Source organism: Furfurilactobacillus cerevisiae, assembly GCF_048961765.1.
Taxonomy (GTDB): domain Bacteria; phylum Bacillota; class Bacilli; order Lactobacillales; family Lactobacillaceae; genus Furfurilactobacillus; species Furfurilactobacillus milii_A.
On the sequence record NZ_CP185253.1, the window covers coordinates 2271620 to 2286715 of the forward strand.

General features: G+C 44.2%; 11 protein-coding genes and 1 pseudogene. 3 read left to right on the forward strand and 9 right to left on the reverse strand.

The window, feature by feature from the left end; genetic code table 11:
- Nucleotides 1-76: 76 nt before the first annotated feature.
- Together ABUE36_RS11265 and ABUE36_RS11270 are read right to left on the reverse strand one after the other, a co-directional pair.
- Nucleotides 77-787 carry a ComF family protein gene (locus tag ABUE36_RS11265; RefSeq protein ID WP_421016758.1) on the reverse strand — a complete coding sequence of 237 codons (711 nt, stop codon included), beginning with the start codon at nucleotides 785-787 and terminating at the stop codon, nucleotides 77-79.
- Nucleotides 772-2109, reverse strand: a pseudogene (locus tag ABUE36_RS11270) (DEAD/DEAH box helicase). The gene ABUE36_RS11265 and the pseudogene ABUE36_RS11270 overlap by 16 nt, the downstream one beginning before the upstream one ends.
- An 84-nt stretch (nucleotides 2110-2193) precedes the next feature.
- Here ABUE36_RS11270 and ABUE36_RS11275 point away from each other — a divergent pair.
- Nucleotides 2194-2838 (forward strand): YigZ family protein, encoded by a 645-nt coding sequence (locus tag ABUE36_RS11275; RefSeq protein ID WP_161001593.1) that lies wholly within the window; start codon nucleotides 2194-2196, stop codon nucleotides 2836-2838.
- 302 nt (nucleotides 2839-3140) lie between these two features.
- Here the strand turns inward: ABUE36_RS11275 and ABUE36_RS11280 are convergent, their stop codons facing one another.
- The 4 genes from ABUE36_RS11280 to ABUE36_RS11295 all read right to left on the reverse strand — a co-directional run bounded on the left by ABUE36_RS11280 (nucleotide 3141) and on the right by ABUE36_RS11295 (nucleotide 8418).
- On the reverse strand, nucleotides 3141-4031 hold the full coding sequence (locus tag ABUE36_RS11280; RefSeq protein WP_161001592.1) for a phosphate ABC transporter substrate-binding protein PstS family protein: 891 nt from the start codon (nucleotides 4029-4031) through the stop codon (nucleotides 3141-3143).
- A 242-nt stretch (nucleotides 4032-4273) separates the two neighbouring features.
- Nucleotides 4274-5203 (reverse strand): IS30-like element ISLpl1 family transposase, encoded by a 930-nt coding sequence (locus ABUE36_RS11285; RefSeq protein ID WP_096109805.1) that lies wholly within the window; start codon nucleotides 5201-5203, stop codon nucleotides 4274-4276.
- Between the two features lie 97 nt (nucleotides 5204-5300).
- Nucleotides 5301-7109: an APC family permease gene (locus ABUE36_RS11290; RefSeq protein ID WP_421016759.1), complete on the reverse strand. Its 1809-nt coding sequence runs from the start codon at nucleotides 7107-7109 to the stop codon at nucleotides 5301-5303.
- A gap of 379 nt (nucleotides 7110-7488) precedes the next feature.
- Nucleotides 7489-8418: an IS30-like element ISLpl1 family transposase gene (locus tag ABUE36_RS11295; protein ID WP_421016461.1), complete on the reverse strand. Its 930-nt coding sequence runs from the start codon at nucleotides 8416-8418 to the stop codon at nucleotides 7489-7491.
- Nucleotides 8419-8556: 138 nt separating this feature from the next.
- On the opposite strand from ABUE36_RS11295, the gene ABUE36_RS11300 reads away from it, so the two are divergent.
- Nucleotides 8557-9438 carry a hypothetical protein gene (locus ABUE36_RS11300; RefSeq protein WP_421016760.1) on the forward strand — a complete coding sequence of 294 codons (882 nt, stop codon included), beginning with the start codon at nucleotides 8557-8559 and terminating at the stop codon, nucleotides 9436-9438.
- A 415-nt stretch (nucleotides 9439-9853) separates the two neighbouring features.
- On the opposite strand, the gene groL is transcribed toward ABUE36_RS11300, so the two are convergent.
- From groL to ABUE36_RS11315, 3 genes are all read right to left on the reverse strand, one after another.
- Nucleotides 9854-11488 carry a chaperonin GroEL gene (groL, locus tag ABUE36_RS11305; protein WP_161001589.1) on the reverse strand — a complete coding sequence of 545 codons (1635 nt, stop codon included), beginning with the start codon at nucleotides 11486-11488 and terminating at the stop codon, nucleotides 9854-9856.
- A gap of 70 nt (nucleotides 11489-11558) precedes the next feature.
- On the reverse strand, nucleotides 11559-11843 hold the full coding sequence (groES, locus tag ABUE36_RS11310; protein WP_017262141.1) for a co-chaperone GroES: 285 nt from the start codon (nucleotides 11841-11843) through the stop codon (nucleotides 11559-11561).
- 248 nt (nucleotides 11844-12091) lie between these two features.
- On the reverse strand, nucleotides 12092-12754 hold the full coding sequence (locus tag ABUE36_RS11315; protein WP_017262140.1) for a redox-sensing transcriptional repressor Rex: 663 nt from the start codon (nucleotides 12752-12754) through the stop codon (nucleotides 12092-12094).
- Between the two features lie 364 nt (nucleotides 12755-13118).
- Here ABUE36_RS11315 and ABUE36_RS11320 point away from each other — a divergent pair, with 364 nt between their 5' ends.
- Nucleotides 13119-15077, forward strand: coding sequence for an ABC-F family ATP-binding cassette domain-containing protein (locus ABUE36_RS11320; protein WP_421016761.1), 1959 nt, complete (start codon nucleotides 13119-13121; stop codon nucleotides 15075-15077).
- Nucleotides 15078-15096 lie beyond the last annotated feature (19 nt).

Sequence of the window (15096 nt, forward strand, 5' to 3'; positions counted from 1 at the left end):
CCACTCTATCTCTATCTGTAGTTTCATTATAACCAACCCGCTTCAAACTCTCAACGGATATCCCTCTTAAAGACTGTTATCTTGCTAATGTAAGCCCTATCATCGAAACGACTTCAACCGTTTGCAACGCCTGTGCTGCAAAGTGTAGCGTTCGGCCAGTCGTATAGACATCATCAAAGATTAAAATTTTATTGCCATGCAATTTTTCCGCATAGTTCGGATCAATTACGAACGGTTGGGTACGAGTCATTCGGTCTTTTCGTCCTTGCTTGGATTGCTGCTGTTTGTCATGTGTCACCACTTTAAGTGCAGGAAAAACAACTGGAGAATGGCGATTCTCCACAACCAATTGCAATAACTCGGCTGCTTGATTAAACCCGCGGTGGTCAAACGTTGTGTCTGACACTGGCACTGGTATCACAACATCAACTTGAGCCGCATCAACTGCCAGTTGTACAACATGTTGGAAAACCTTTGCTAATCTCAAATCGCCATTGAATTTATACTGATGCATGTAGTCATGCATGACCGGCGTGTATTGAAATAAACCACGGTTTTTGATCTTCAATGTGTTCGGCATTAAGTGCCAGCGTTGGCAATCTTGACAAATCTCCTGATTTTCCTGATTTCGGCCACATTGAGGACACGCTTTTGATTCACGAATAACAGTAAAAGTAGCCTTACAATTTTTACAAATAACATCGTCCGTCACTTTTCGCCAACTTAATAACGCACGAATAGTCAGGCTCTTAGATAACATCTTTTGGCACATCAGGCATGCCGCCATTCGGGTAACCGCCTTCCCTTTTGGTTCACAACTTGAATCTGACGGATTGCCTGGCGCAGCGTAAGCGTTGTTTGTTCAATCCAATAAATAACTTTCCCGTCCGGTGCGGCAGCGTTTCTGCCTGCTCGACCGGCAATCTGTACTAATGCGGCCGTGGAAAACACCGCATCATCAGCGCCCAGCACCAATACATCGATGTCTGGAAACGTCACTCCCCGTTCTAAAATGGTGGTTGTCACTAAAAAATCCACTTTTTTTTGACGCATTGCAGCCACTTTTTCAACCCGTTCTCCATCTGCCGCATGAACAGTGACAAACGACGCTCTGGGTGCAAAATGTCCAATAGCTGCCGCAACATCCGGCAATTGTGCCACATGTGGGACAAATAGCAAAAAACGTTTGTGCTGACGCAGGCGAGCTGTAATGGCAACCTGCAGGCCTGCCGGTAATCGTCCACGTTGCAATTTTTCACGCCAGTGCCACGCTCCTCGACACTGAATTTCAGGAAGCAGATGACCATGAAATCGTAACGGTAAGTAACTCATTGTTAATTGCCGCCTAGTCACTGCGTGCATCAGTTCAGTCCCCGGTGTGGCCGTTAGGTATAGGCAAGCACCATCAGGTTTAATGGCTTGATCGACGGCAAACATTAATTGCTTGTTTTGTGCAAACGGAAAGGCATCAACTTCATCAACCACTAAAACATCAAAAGCATGATAAAATCGAAGCAGTTGATGCGTCGTACACACAGTAAACTGACAGTATCGATAATGTTCGGTTTACTGGCCATGAAGCAAAACCATCGGCGTGTTTTTAAATGCTTGTTGAAACCGTGGGAATAACTCAATACACACGTCTACTCGCGGTGAGGCAACCGCCACCCGATCACCGCGTTTGAGCGCGTCTGCTAATCCTAAAAACAGCATCTCGGTTTTGCCCGCTCCCGTAACTGCCCATAATAAGTGGCGCTGACGTTTGCCGAAGACGCTCTGAACATCCTGCGCACAAATTTGTTGTAATCGCGTCAGTGATCCCGCCCACGTCAGTGTGGTCGTTTGTGGTGGAAATGCATTCGGTTCAGGGATGGTCAACAACGATTGTCGACTCGTAATCCGCCCCAGAGCCAAGCAACCTGGACAGTAGTAGCCGCCTGCTGGCAATGCCACATGAGCTTTTTCAAGTTGCTGATGGCATCGTTCACAACGAACCCACCGGCCACTAATCGTCATTGCAGGTCGTGACACGATTCGCGGATCTGTTGGTTCAAAAGTCGGCGGCAATTGTGTAGCCGTTAATTGACGGCCAAATAACTCTTCATTCATGATTCATCCCCGCTTTTTAAGCATTATCTCGTTCATAACCTTACATACGTATTTTTAAGCAGATTTATTTGTTGGAGGACAAAAATGTCAGAATTTCCTTTTCTTTCCCTTGCCACCGCTCACGAAGCTGAACAAACCATTAAAAAATCGCGTTTTATCGGTTATGCTGCGCCAATCACAACCGAAACCGATGCAACAAACATTCTGGATCAAGTCCAGGCACAACACGCTAAGGCTAATCACGCCGCCTACGCTTACGTAGCTGGCGATCACGATGAGTTAACCCGCCAAAGCGACGCTGGTGAACCTGTTGGGACGGCCGGATCACCGATTCTAAATGTCATCCAGCAACAACATCTGCATAACGTCATTATTGTCGTCACCCGTTTCTTCGGCGGCATCAAGCTGGGCGCTGGCGGCCTCATTCGCGCGTATGGCAGTTCTGCAAGTTTGGCTATTCAAGATGCTCCAATCGTCGAGCGGAAAATTTTAACACGATATGAGATCACCTTGGACTACAAACAGGCTGAACCACTAAATACTTGGTTGGCTGATCGCGTCGACCACATTGTTGGAACCGACTACGGCGTTGCTGTTACAGTTACGGTTCTTGTTGGTACAGATGATATTCAGTTTGCCACTGAATTGACGAGCAAAACGAACGGTCAAGCACAACTCAAGAAAATCGACGAAGAATTCGCAGAAGTTCCTTATGCTGTGTCCAAATAATGCCCGTAAGGCCTCGATTAAAATACATTTAACGGCTAAAAATGATACTGGGACATAACGCCTCAACTCAATTTCTAATGAAACGTCAACAGGCAATTTTTCTTCAACCGCAAAGGGTCATGCGGATGAAAAATTGACGTAAACGCGGGACATAACACTGACTTTTGCTCATCTAACACGAATAAGGGATTCATGGGAAAGACACCCATGAATCCCTTATTCAAGTTACCTGAGAAAGCCAAAACGTGTTATGTCCCGCTTTTATTTTTAATCTTTAAAAATATACTTTTTAATTCGCTTTTCTAAGCACCTTTGTGCATGTTACCGTTCACATCACGGCTGACATGCATACTCGTCAGTGGGATGTAGCCAAGCTTTTTAACGAGGTGCTTTTGAATAGCATCGCTCGTCATAAACTTGATAAAGGTCTTTGTGGCGAGGCTAGCCTTACCTTTAGTGTACATGTGTTCATAGGACCAGATTTTCCAGTGATTATCAGCAACATTCGCGTCCGTTGGCTTAACGTGGTCGATACTGAGGGCTTGCATGTCCGGCTTAATGTATGAAAAGGCGAGATAGCTAATGGCACCAGGAGTCGTTTTAACAATCTTTTGAACAGTCCCGTTAGAGTCTTGTTCTTGACTCTGGGCAGCTTGTTGACCGTCCAGTCCGAATTTTTCAAACGTTGCGCGTGTACCTGATCCCTTAGCACGATTGATAATGACAATTTTCTCGTCCTTGCCACCAACTGCTTTCCAGTTGTCGATCTTACCAGTAAAAATATCCTTCAACTGTTGTTTGGTCACATTCTTCACATTCGTATCAGGATTTACTACTGGCGCCATCCCAACTACTGCCACACGATGGTCGACCATTCCGGCGGTATTAAGACCTTTTTGCTCCTCAGCAAACAGATCAGAGTTGCCAATGTTAACTGCACCTTTGGATACCTGACCTAGTCCGGCACCGGAACCGCCGCCTTGTACATTAATGGTGACACCTGAATGATCATCCTGAAATGTTTGTCCCGCCTGTTCTACTAAAGGCTGGAGTGCAGTAGATCCAACCGCGACAACCTTGCCAGAAATCTTCTTATCTGCACTCGCAACGTTGGTATGCTTAGCCGACTGACAACCTGCCAAGGTAAATACCAAGCTCAATCCTAGGACGCTCACTAAAGCTGCTTTTTTCATAATCTAACCCCCACATTTTTTGAGTAACAACCTACCTTACCCGTTGAATAAAGCATAGCGAATCAACGTAAAAGCCTCATGTATGTGTTGTATAGATTGTGTAAAGCTTGCGTAACGAGCCTCGACACATGTGCCAATAAAAAAAGATCCTATTCAAATTTCGAATAGGATCTTCATAAAACAAAATTTAGTTAATTACTGTTTCAAATGGTAGTTATACGTGGAGACGGTAGATTGCAAATTTAATCCGAATTTTTGGACAAATTGGTCAGCATAACCTGATACGGTGTTTTCCAGTCAAGTATTTTAAGCGGTCTCTGGTTAATTTGGAGTAACGTCGTCGTTAAATCTTGAGCACTAATGTGCTCAAAACGAGTCCCCTTAGGATAAAAATAACGTAAATTCCGATTAAAGCGTTCATTACTACCACGTTCAGCTGGCGTATAAGCATGACAGTAATAGGTCTTAATACCATATTGTGATTCAAATGATACTAGCCCACTAAACTCAGTACCACGGTCCACAGTAAAACTGTGCACCGGTCCATTAAAAGTTGTTAGGAACTTAGTCAGTGCTTCATTAACACTCGCTGTCGTTCGGTCCTTTAACCGATATGCCCAAAGGAACCGTGATTTGCGATCGATTAAAGTTAATAAAACTGCCTTACTATGCCCACGAGGGCCAACGACGGTATCTAGTTCAAAATCACCGATGCGATTACGTTGATTAATCATCATGGGACGCTGTTCAATCGATCGCCCCAAAGATTGATTATATTTGGATCGTTGGTCAACGTTACGCCGTTGGCGTACGCCATGTTCAGGTAGATCATTCAAGGAGAAACCAATTCTCCCCTGATTTAGCCAATTATAAATAGATTTAGTCGCTAGTTTAAATTCGTGAGCAATCATTCCTGGTGACCAGCTTAGATGTAAATGGTTGAGAATTGTTTGCTTTAACTCATCGCTCAGCTTAGTTTTCCGACCACATCGTGATCGCTTGTATTCGGCATCTGTTTGTGCTAATTCAGCCTGATAAGGTTGACATCGAGATAATTCATAAGAAATTGTTGACGGTGATCGGTTCAGCCGAACGCCCATTTGGATATTGGACAGCCCTAGTTCACAAAAGGTTTCGATTTTAATTCGTTCGGAATAGGTTATACTAGACAAAAGATCAGCTCCTAAAAGATGGGTTTGTTGTAAACACCATTTTAAAGGAAGCTGATCTTTTTTGTCCGAACAGCGTTCGGATTAATTTTACAATCTACTAGACAATGATGTTTTCACGCGAATTCAGCACTGAGCGCAAACGTAAACTCGTTTGGTTATGCAGAATGTTTTGCCACGGTCGTTTAGGCACGAACTGTGGTACCAATACCGTAGTACTGTAATTTCGCTCGGCCGCACGTTTGGCAATAACATCACAGAACCTTAGCACAGGCCCAGAAACAGACCGGTAAGATGAATGGATATCCACAAACCGGACATTCGGGAAGTCGCGCTTAAATTCAGTCACCGTCTCACGTTCCTTACCCGGGTTCTGGTCAAACGAAACGTGCATCGCAATGACATAATCCCCAATGGACTCAGCGTAATCAATCGCGCTCTTAGTCACCCGTGTGACGTTTGAAACCAACACGATGACAGTCGCCCCGTCATAGTGGTGTGGCTTTGTCTCAACGTTAGCCGCAACTCGCAACTGTTCAGCAACAGTCATGTAATGTGAATGGATCTTGTGGAACATCCACATTAGCAACGCCATCACGATTGGGTAAGGCCAAACATTACTAAACCGAGTAACAAACAAGAAGATGGCAATGGCAGCTGAGATAAAAGCACCGACAAAGTTGATAAATGCTTTCCCTTGCCAGAAGCCTTCACGTTCACGCCGCCAATGAATAATCATCCCTGATTGTGATAGAGCAAACGGCACGAACACACCAACCGCATACAGTGGAATCAATAGCGTTGTTTGCGCATGGAAAATTACAATTAGGGCAATGGCACCTGCTGCTAACGTAATAATCCCGTTTGAATAACCCAACCGGTCACCACGGTCCATGTAAGCATGTGGTAAGTTTTTATCCTTAGCCAAGTTAAAGGCTAAGATTGGGAAGGCTGAAAAACCGGTATTGGCCGCAACCGCCAAAATCATGGCCGTGGACGTTTGGAACAAGTAATACAGTAATCCATGTCCGAAGACGGTAACACCAATCTGAGACAAGACCGTTTGAGTTGCCATTGGCTTAATCCCCAACCAGTAGTTGATGAACGTGATACCGCCAAAGAAGAACGCCAAAATGGTGGCCATGATAGCCAGTGTCCCTGCAGCATTCTTTGTCTTCGGTTTCTTGAAGTTTGGCACCGCATTACTAATGGCTTCAACACCAGTCAACGATGATGACCCAGAACTAAAGGCCTTGATGAACAGTAATACCGTCATCCCTTTAACCGGCGCCCCCACAGCAGCTGTAGCGTGATAAACAATGCGACCTGTGGCAATATTAAAGATTCCCACAGAAATCATTAACAGAATCATCACGACGAAGAAATACACCGGTACGGTCAAGAAGTTTGCTGACTCACTCATCCCACGCAGGTTGAGCGCCATAACAAACAACACAATCACAATAGAAATCCCAACTTGATGATTGTACAAGGCTGGAATTGCCGACGTAATCGCTTCAGTCCCTGACGTCACAGAAACCGCCACGGTTAACATATAGTCAACCAGTAACGAGCCACCAGCGACTAATCCAGCCGGACGACCCCAGTTTTTAGTAGCAACCACATAGGCCCCACCACCCGAAGGATACGCATGGATAATCTGTTGATACGATAACGTAATCGCCAACAGTAAAATGAGCACAATCCCAGCAATTGGCAGGGAGAACCAGATTGCCGCAGCGGATAATGTTACCAACACCGTGGTAATCTGTTCAGTCCCATACGCCACTGAGGAAAGTGCATCTGATGAAAGCAAGGCCAATGCCTTAAATTTAGTCAGCGATTGTCCGCCTTCATCTAAAGTTTTTAGCGGCTTACCAATTAATAGTCGCTTCAAATAGCGCCACATATTGAAACTCCTTTTAAACGGACAGCTAATGGTCAAACACCGTTAGCTGTCACCCATTATATCGGCTATTTTATAAAAATAGACTTATCATTTATTTAAACGGTCAGCCAATTAACTCAATTGGTTGGCTAAAAACGGCAAAAAAGCCACAACTTGCTTGCGGCTTTCAAGCTCAATCATCTTACACCAGATTAACACAAACACCAAGCTCATATGAAAGTTTGATGAGCAAACCGATAAATGGTTTTCAACCCGGCACATGCAACACATTATAGCCACTTTGATGACTGATTCAAGTCAATCGGGTTGTGGCCTTTAAAACTTAGCCGAGCGGGTATTTCATCATCGAATTAGCAGTATAATGTGGTAGATTGCAAATTTAATCCGAATTTTTGGACAAATTTGTCAGCATAACCTGATACGGTGTTTGCCAGTCGAGTATTTTAAGCGGTCGCTGGTTAATTTGGAGTAACGTCGTCGTTAAATCTTGAGCACTAATGTGTTCAAAACGAGTCCCTTTAGGATAAAAATAACGTAAATTCCGATTAAAGCGTTCATTACTACCACGTTCAGCTGGCGTATAAGCATGGCAGTAATAGGTCTTAATACCATATTGTGATTCAAGTGATACTAGCCCACTAAACTCAGTGCCACGGTCCACAGTAAAGCTGTGCACCGGACCATTAAAAGTGGTTAGGAACTTAGTTAGTGCTTCATTAACAGTCACTGTCGTCCGATCTTTTAACCGGTATGCCCAAAGGAACCGTGATTTTCGATCGATTAAAGTTAATAAAACTGCCTTACTATGCCCACGAGGACCAACGACTGTATCTAGTTCAAAATCGCCGATGCGATTACGTTGATTAATCATCATGGGACGCTGTTCAATTGATCGCCCCAAAGATTGATTATATTTGGATCGTTGGTCAACGTTACGCCGTTGGCGTACGCCATGTTCAGGTAGATCATTCAAGGAGAAATCAATTCTCTCCTGATTTAGCCAATTATAAATAGATTTAGTAGCTAGTTTAAATTCGTGAGCAATCATTCCTGGTGACCAGCTTAGACGTAAATGGTTGAGAATTTTTTGCTTTAACTCATCGCTCAGCTTAGTTTTCCGACCACATCGTGATCGCTTGTATTCGGCATCTGTTTGTGCTAATTCAGCCTGATAAGGTTGACATCGAGATAATTCATAAGAAATTGTTGACGGTGATCGGTTCAGCCGAACGCCCATTTGGATATTGGACAGCCCTAGTTCACAAAAGGTTTCGATTTTAATTCGTTCGGAATAGGTTATACTAGACAAAAGATCAGCTCCTAAAAGATGGGTTTGTGGTAAACACCATTTTAAAGGAAGCTGATCTTTTTTGTCCGAACAGCGTTCGGATTAATTTTACAATCTACCATGTACATAAATTTTCAACTCAACTTTAAGGAAAATCTCATGAAAATAACAATTCGTAACGTTAGACCATCTGATCTCAGCAAAATCGTGGCATTTGCCGCGGCAGATCGTGATGATCAATTCAAATACTTTGCAAATAATAATCCCGACCTCACCTTTGTAGCCGTTGATGAAAACGATCATCCCCTTGGTTTCATCACAAGTTGGCAAAACCAAGTGCATCCTCATCATCAAAACATCCGAATTGTGTTGAGTCCACGGTCAATTCCGACAAATGAAGTTCTGTCTGGTCTAGTATCCCGAGAACAAGCTCGGCTTGATGAATTAAGCATTACGTTACCGTTAATTGTCATGTATTGGGAACCTCAAACACGAAAGACTGCCTATTTTGAAAAACAGGGCTATCACATTTTCCGTAAAACGTGGATGCCTGATTTGTTGCTCGATAAAGTCTCATTAGCAGACACTGCACTCCCTGATAATGTGACCACGTTACGTGAGGTCTGGCAACAACCAACAATGAAGAACAAAGCGCTCACATTATTGCGCGAACAGTATGAGCTGGTTCACCAAGATAATCCCGCTGCTCACCTAAGCATTGAAAATTGGGCTCGGAACGTGGATGGTGAACTGCCCTATCTCGACTGGTCATTGGCAACACTTGTTGATGGCGAATTCAAAGCCTTGAGTTTCGTTTTTCCCGGTGATGCTGAATCGTCCTTGGACGTTGGTTGGCTCACGGATGTCGACGATGATGCCCATCATGTTATCGACCTTCTGAAAATTCAACTCCAATTGTTCAAACGAACCCAACTCGTTTCGATTTTTGGAGAATTGGATTCAACCGATCCTGTCGCTATGAAGGTCAAACAATCCTTTTCATGGGAACCGGCGCCGGCTTGGATCAGTTTAATCAAATAGCATCTCAATGATGCAATCGCCGCTGCAATATTTAATATTACAGTTGATGTCATTTACGTTTGTTTATCGATCTCAACGTGCGACTTTTAAATGTGCGAGTCACTTGCTGATGTTAGTGAAGTCAGACAAAGACAGAGTTTCGTGATAACAATTCTTAGTGGCGAGATTTATGCCACTTAGAATTGTCGGACGAGCTTGGAAACGTGCACTTCGGTTCCAAGTCGAGGTTAAAGACACGTGGTCTTTGCGGGGCTGAGACCGGTCCCATGAAACGGCGTCTTTGGCTGACGCAACGGCAGTCATCGTTAATGTTTGCTGCAAAACAAAAAGTCAGAATCTACGAAAGCATTGCGTAGGTTCTGACTTTTAAGTTTGCTGTTAATAGTTAACAAAACAGCATTGATGTTCAATTAAGCTACATCATACCGCCCATTTGAGCAGCCTGTGCAGCGGCAGCAGCATCGCCACCACCATTATCTTGCTTTGGTTCTTCAGCAACAACGGCTTCGGTCGTCAACAACAATGATGAAACAGAAGCAGCATTTTGCAAAGCAGAACGGGTAACCTTGGTTGGGTCAACGATTCCGGCATCAACCATGTCAACCCAGTCATCAGTTGCGGCATTGTAACCAATACCAGGCTTTTGTGACTTCAGCTTTTCAACAATAACTGAACCTTCACGACCGGCATTTTCAGCAATCTGACGAACAGGTTCCTCAAGGGCACGGCGAACAATGTTAACACCAGTCTGAACGTCGCCTTCTTCTTTCAAGTCAGCAACGGCGCCGATAGCGTTAACCAAAGCAGTACCACCACCAGATACGAAGCCTTCTTCGACAGCGGCACGTGTTGCGTTCAAGGCATCTTCAATCCGGTAACGACGTTCTTTCAGTTCAGTTTCAGTAGCAGCACCAACGTTAATCCGTGCAACACCACCAGATAACTTAGCCAAACGTTCTTGCAACTTTTCCTTGTCAAAGTCAGAAGTTGTTGCTTCTAATTCAGACTTGATGTTTGCAACACGTTCGTCAACAGCAGCCTTGTCACCAGCGCCTTCAACAATAGTCGTGTTGTCCTTAGTGATCGTGATCTTACCAGCTTGACCCAACTGATCAACAGTTGTGTCCTTCAAGTTCAGACCAAGGTCATCAGTGATAACAGTGCCACCAGTCAAAGCAGCAATATCTTCAAGTTGGGCCTTACGACGGTCACCAAAGCCAGGCGCCTTAACGGCAACAACATTGAATGTCCCACGCATCTTGTTCAAAACAAGCGTTGGTAAAGCTTCACCAGTAATATCATCAGCAATGATAAGTAATGCACGGCCTTGCTCAACAACAGATTGCAACAATGGCAAAATGTCTTGAATGTTGGAAATCTTCTTATCTGTAATCAAGATATAAGGGTTGTCCAAGTCAGCTTCCATCTTGTCATTGTCAGTAACCATGTATTGACTCATGTATCCACGGTCAAACTGCATTCCTTCAACAACATCAGAAGTTGTTTCAATTCCCTTGGATTCTTCAATGGTAATAACACCATCGTTACCAACTTTTTCCATAGCGTCAGCAATCAACTTACCAACTTCTGGATCAGCGGCTGAAATTGACGCAATTTGTGCAATATCAGACTTAGTCTTAACGTCGTGGCTCATTTTGTGCAAAGCATCAACAGCGGCGTTCGTTGCTTTTTCAATCCCAGTCCGAATGCCAACAGGGTTAGCACCAGCGGTAACGTTCTTCATCCCTTCGTTAACGATGGATTGTGTCAAAACAGTTGCAGTCGTTGTGCCGTCACCAGCGATATCGTTGGTCTTGGAAGCAACTTCAGCAACTAACTTAGCACCCATATTTTCAAAGTGGTCTGATAATTCAACCGCCTTGGCAATCGTGACACCATCGTTAGTGATGGTAGGTGAACCATAACTTTGTTCCAAAACGACGTTGCGGCCTTTAGGTCCAAGGGTCGTCTTAACTGTGTTTGCTAATTTATCAACACCGGCAAGCATTGCGCTGCGGGCATCTTCAGAAAACTTTAAATCTTTAGCCATTGTGAATTTCCACCTCAACTGTAATTTATTGTGATTTTCTTTTATCGTTCAAACGCACTGTAAACTTTAACTAGTCCACAACTGCGACAATGTCTTTTTCATGGAGAACGAGGTAATCATTACCCTCGTACGATACTGCTGTGCCGGCGTACTTATCAAACATAACGGTGTCGCCTTCCTTAACAGATGGTGCAACCTTTGTACCATTGTCTAAGACGCGGCCTTCACCAACTGAGATAACCTTCCCAGTGGTTGGCTTTTCTTGAGCGTTGCTGGCAAGCACAATGCCGCCAACAGTTTGTTCTTCTTCTTCAGCAGCTTGTAAAATAACGCGATCTCCTAATGGTTTTAACACGTTAATCCCTCCAATAATTTCGTTGAAATTAAATGCTTTTAGCACTCTTACACGTTAAGTGCTAACAACATGCTCTATGATAACCATGCCTGTTTCTGAATGCAAGTGTTTTGGTCAAACTTAGTCAAAAAGTTTGTCAGCTGTCTTAGGAACCGCATCACAAAAGGCGTTTGGAGATTAAGTCAAACCATTTTTGTCTGACCAACACCCCAAACGCCTATTCAAGAAGCAATAATTCAGTTTTCTAATTAATCTTGAGACTTTTCATTTCCGCCTAACAGCTCGCCATAATTGTCAATAAAATAGATCAACGTTTGGAGTTCGTTAGTCAAATCAACATTTTGAACCCGAATCGTATCAGGAACAGACAACCGCCGTGGCGTAAAGTTCAAGATTCCGCGTACATCAGCCTTTGCCAATTCGTCAGTGACCTCTTGCGCCGTGTTTTCTGGCACCGTAATAATTGCAATGGCGATCTGTTGATCACGCAGCTGTTTACCCATCTCTGACAACGGATAAATCGGGACACCACTTTGAACCGTGTTGACGATATTGTCATTAACATCAAAAGCAGCACTGATTCGAACGTTACTGTTCTGATGGAAATTAAAGTTAAGCAACGCATGCCCAAGATTACCAACCCCGACCAGCGCAACATTAGTCAATTGATCTTGATTGAGAATCTTTTTAAAGAATTCAATCAGTTTAGGAACATCGTACCCATAACCACGTTTGCCCAATGCGCCAAAGTAAGAGAAATCACGGCGAATCGTCGCTGAATCGACTTTAACAGCCTCAGACAGCTCAGTGGACGAAACGCGCGTTTTATCCGCATCCAGTAAAATATTTAAGTAACGGTAATAAATCGGCAGCCTTTTTGCTGTCGCGCGTGGAATTCGTTGTTCAGCCACAGCGGTTCACTCCTTTTAATCCTACATTTGTTTGTGAAAATAAACTATACGTAAATTATAGCATAAGGACGGTTATTGTGAAGCATATTTCATACCAGTCTTCGGGCATTTCACAAACTGATAAGGGCATTTCGTAAAATGCCGGGGTAAAACTAGCAAATATACAAGCCTTTATACCTGTTTCAAAAAGGGTAAAACAGGCGGTCTTGTTAGCTTAATCACAACGACAAAAATGTTGCTCTTCACAATCTGCCCCAATTTTGACCATTCGAAACGTTTTTCGTGGACTGACAGTCCAACATAGTGTCACCGCGCTGAACATGCTAGAATAGTGTTTAACTAATCCAGATGAAGGAGTACGCATATGTTAGTTCTTCAGGTTCAACAGGTCGCTCGCCGTTTTGGCGCAGACACCCTGTTTGAACATGTTTCGATGACAATTGAAGACCACGGCCGTGTAGGACTGGTTGGTCGAAATGGTGCCGGCAAGTCCACCTTGCTTAAAATTATCGCTGGTATTAATGATCCCGATGAAGGTACAGTATCGGTTGCCAAGGGCATGACCATCGGGTATTTGCCACAAGATGCTGGGCTCGATTCAGACAACACTGTATGGGATGAAATGCTGACGGTTTTTGCTACCCAGCAGCAACAAGAACGACAGCTGCGCGAATTGGAACAGCAAATTGCCGATCCCACTGCTGATCATCAAAGTGACGCTTACAAACGTTTGTTAAATGCTTACGACCAAACACAACATGATTTTGAGGCTAACAACGGGTATGGCTACCAGGCTTCAATTCGTGGTGTTTTACACGCCTTTCACTTTGATGAATCCACCTTTCAACGCAATGTCATGAGCTTTTCTGGTGGTCAAAAAACACAGCTCGCACTCGCAAAGTACTTGCTGCAACAGCCTGACTTACTTATTTTGGATGAGCCTACTAACCACCTGGATATTGAAACGTTGTCATGGTTGGAAGACTACTTGAAAGGCTATCCTGGTGCAGTCTTGATTGTTTCACATGACCGTTACTTTCTCGATCACGTGGTGCAGGATGTGTTTGACATGAATCAGCACACCCTGACTCACTACCATGGCAACTACTCTGCCTACTTAACCCAAAAGGCCGAACGAATCAAAACCGAACAACGGGCGTTTGAAAAACAACAAACACAAATCAATGCGCTTGAGGATTTCGTCAATCGTAACATTGTTCGCGCATCCACCACTAAACGGGCTCAGTCACGGCGCAAGCAATTGGAGAAAATGAACCGTTTGGAAGCGCCTAAAGATGATGATCAATCTATTCGGATTCGTTTCACATCTGATAGCGAAAGTGGCAAGGAAGTCCTCAATGTCGACAACGTCAGCATTGGCTATGAGCCCGATCATCCACTGGCAACTAACGTAAACTTTCACGTTGTTAAACAACATGTTGTGGGCATTATCGGACCTAACGGGGTTGGAAAATCGACCCTGCTAAAATCAATTCTGCATCAACTCCCCTTGCTAGCGGGCACCGTTAAGATTGGTGGCAGCGTTACGATTGGCTACTATGATCAGGAACAAGCCGTGCTTCACGATGAGAAAACCGTTTTAAACGAAGTGTGGGACGAGCATCCTACCATGCCCGAACGGGATGTGCGCACCCTACTCGGCAGTTTTCTCTTTACTGGTGATGACGTTGCGAAGCCCGTTCATAATTTAAGCGGTGGCGAACGTGCCCGTTTGTCACTAACTAAATTGTCGCTTGATCATGACAACTTTTTAATTCTTGATGAACCGACGAACCATTTAGATATCGATTCGCGAGAAGTACTGGAAGAAGCGCTTAACAATTTCATGGGGACTGTTTTATTCGTTTCGCATGACCGTTATTTCATCAACCAGATCGCCACAGAAATCGTTGAATTGTCCGCCTCGGGGACGCAGTGGTTTGAAGGCGATTACGATGATTATCAGGCCGAACTCGCTAAGCGGTCAGCGTCGGCTGATGCCGAGCATCACGAAACTGAGTCTGATAACTCGTCAACTGCCAGTGTATCAAATTATGCCGCCAATAAAGCTGAACAACGCGAGCAAAGAAAGTTGCAACGCGCTGTCGATGAGTTGGAAACGCAAATTGACGATCTTGACCAACAAAGCCAGACAATAACTGAGGCAATGCAGGCGCCTGAAAACGCCAGTGACATCGGTAAGTTAACGGACCTTCAACATCAGTTGGACGACCTGGATGCACAAAGTGACAGTCTGTCAGAAAAGTGGGCAGCAGCTGGCGAAGCATTGGAAGCCTATAATAATGATCACCACCTACAGTGATTTAAACAGACAATTAAAA

What these genes read in the sequence shown, in the direction of transcription:
- ABUE36_RS11265 (WP_421016758.1), bottom strand. Translation starts at nt 787, where the DNA reads ATGGCGGCATGCCTGATGTGCCAAAAGATGTTATCTAAGAGCCTGACT.
- ABUE36_RS11275 (WP_161001593.1), top strand. Translation starts at nt 2,194, where the DNA reads ATGTCAGAATTTCCTTTTCTTTCCCTTGCCACCGCTCACGAAGCTGAA.
- ABUE36_RS11280 (WP_161001592.1), bottom strand. Translation starts at nt 4,031, where the DNA reads ATGAAAAAAGCAGCTTTAGTGAGCGTCCTAGGATTGAGCTTGGTATTT.
- ABUE36_RS11290 (WP_421016759.1), bottom strand. Translation starts at nt 7,109, where the DNA reads ATGTGGCGCTATTTGAAGCGACTATTAATTGGTAAGCCGCTAAAAACT.
- ABUE36_RS11300 (WP_421016760.1), top strand. Translation starts at nt 8,557, where the DNA reads ATGAAAATAACAATTCGTAACGTTAGACCATCTGATCTCAGCAAAATC.
- groL (WP_161001589.1), bottom strand. Translation starts at nt 11,488, where the DNA reads ATGGCTAAAGATTTAAAGTTTTCTGAAGATGCCCGCAGCGCAATGCTT.
- ABUE36_RS11320 (WP_421016761.1), top strand. Translation starts at nt 13,119, where the DNA reads ATGTTAGTTCTTCAGGTTCAACAGGTCGCTCGCCGTTTTGGCGCAGAC.